Origin of the sequence: Saccharopolyspora sp. 7B (assembly GCF_020177435.1) — a bacterium.
GTDB lineage: Bacteria > Actinomycetota > Actinomycetes > Mycobacteriales > Pseudonocardiaceae > Saccharopolyspora_C > Saccharopolyspora_C gregorii.
The window spans coordinates 1-1,971 of sequence record NZ_JAIUKC010000276.1 but is presented as its reverse complement, the minus strand read 5'-3'; the positions used below and the strand labels follow the sequence as shown (position 1 = coordinate 1,971).

Sequence of the window (1,971 nt, the reverse complement as noted above, 5' to 3'; positions counted from 1 at the left end):
GTGGTTCGTTGGGGGGTTGGTGTTGTTGGGCCGCGCGGGGGGGGGGGGGGGGGGGGGGGGGGGGGGGGGGGGGGGGGGGGGCCCCCCCCCGCCCCCCCCACTACGCTGCGAGCAGGTCCGCTGCTCAGGCGTTGGTACGAGCCGCCCGAGTCCGCGAGCTGCGACGCTTCAGGGCACGCCGCTCGTCCTCGCTCATGCCGCCCCAGACGCCGGCGTCCTGGCCGCTCTCCAGTGCCCACGCCAGGCACTCGGAGGCAACGGGACAACGCCGGCACACGGCTTTCGCCTCGGCGATCTGCAGCAGCGCAGGACCGCTGTTCCCAACGGGGAAGAACAGCTCCGGGTCCTCGTCACGGCAAACCGCATCGTGGCGCCAGTCCATGATTCCTTGCTCCTCGCTAGGCGCGCACATGGCGCGCCGGTAGTTCGTTCGGGGTGTTTGTGAATGCTTTCACGGAGTCCGTGTGCTTGTGAATGCTTTCACGAACTGCCGTGATGTCAAGAGTTCGATCTCGTGCCGTGAGCCAACTCACCTGAAAGATCGACGTCTCGTGACCAGGGGTTCTGAATGATCGCTGGTCAGGGGCGGGGCCGTCGATCAGCGATCGGGCTCCGTTACGAGAAGGTTATACAGCGACCCGCAGGGCGTCCGGCACGGACACGAACTCGATGACCGAACGCTCGCCGAGGTTGTCGCCGTCCACCTGCAGACGCAACGGCTCCTGACAGGCTACGTGGATGTGGCCGACATCGGCACGCCGAAGCGCGTTTCTTCCGTGTGGTTTCGCACTACCGCGGAGCATCTGCGCGATGTAGCGCAACACAACGTAAGCGTTCATGTCGCGCAGCGCGAACACGCCCAGCCCGGTGTCGAACGTGGTGTCCGGGTTCATCCGCATCGGACGTGAGCCCAGGTACGTCCAGGGGTCGGTGTTGGCCACGAACGCGGTGTGCAGCCCGGTGACCGGCTCCTCGTCGCCCACCTGCACGGTGATCATCGGTTCGCGGCGCGACATGCGGAAGTAGCAGCTCAGCGCGGTGCGCGCGTAGAGCGCGGGGGTGACATCGCGGCCGCGGCCGCGGATCTGGTCGACCTCGGCGACCACATCGGCGTCCCAGCCGACGCCCGCGTTGAAGGTGAACCAGCGGTCGTTGGCCTTGCCGAGCCCGACCAGCCTGCTGCTGTCGGTGGCGATGGCCTGCAACAACCGGTACGTCGCCTCGATCGGGTCCTTCGGCAGGCCCAGGGCCCGCGCGAACACGTTCGCCGAACCGCCCGGCACGACGCCGAGGGTGGGCAACCCGCGCTCCGGGACCGGATCGGCGAGCATCCCGTTGACGACCTCGTTGACCGTGCCGTCACCGCCGTGCGCGATGACCAGGTCCACGCCTTCCGCGACCGCCGCGCGGGCGACCTCGGCGGCGTGACCCCGGTACCGGGTCTGCGCGACCTCCAGCTTCACCACGTCGGCCAAGGCGTGGGCCACCACGTCCCGCCCGGCGGCGGTGGTCGAGGTCGCCTGCGGGTTGACGACGAGCACGGCGCGCACGACCTGCAGCCTAGGCGAGGCGTTCCCGCGGCTTCGCGGGGTGCGGCCGGACGGTCAGGTCCTGGTCGGTCGAGTCCGCGTTCCTCCCCTGGTCGGCGACGTGGGACGGTGCGGGACGCTGCGGTCCCGGTCGACCCGACCGGCGGCGGGCTGAGACACCGCGCGGGCCGCGCGCGTCGCGCCGGCTCCGCTTCGCGGTGCGCCCGCACGGGCGCGGTCGTCGACCACCGGTTCCGGTTCGGCGGGGGGGGGCCCCCCCCCGCCGCGCCCGCGGCGGGGATCAAGACGGCCCCCCCGCGCCCGGGCGGGGGGGTGGCCCCTGCAGAACCCACCGCGTAAGGGGCGGGCCCCCCCGGGGGCGGGGGGGGGCCGGGGGCGGGCGGGCCACCCGGGCCCGGCCCGCGACTCCACGCCGTGGACG

Annotated in this window: 2 protein-coding genes; both read right to left on the bottom strand. The window is 72.0% G+C overall.

The features are described 5' to 3' along the window. Positions 1 to 124 precede the first annotated feature (124 nt). Positions 125 to 382, bottom strand: a complete 258-nt coding sequence (locus tag LCD33_RS28545; RefSeq protein WP_200073222.1) for a WhiB family transcriptional regulator — start codon at positions 380 to 382, stop codon at positions 125 to 127. Positions 383 to 626: 244 nt separating this feature from the next. Then, positions 627 to 1,550 (bottom strand): diacylglycerol kinase family protein, encoded by a 924-nt coding sequence (locus LCD33_RS28540; protein ID WP_224960484.1) that lies wholly within the window; start codon positions 1,548 to 1,550, stop codon positions 627 to 629. Between the last annotated feature and the right edge of the window lie 421 nt (positions 1,551 to 1,971).

What these genes read in the sequence shown, in the direction of transcription:
- LCD33_RS28545 (WP_200073222.1), bottom strand. Translation starts at nt 382, where the DNA reads ATGGACTGGCGCCACGATGCGGTTTGCCGTGACGAGGACCCGGAGCTG.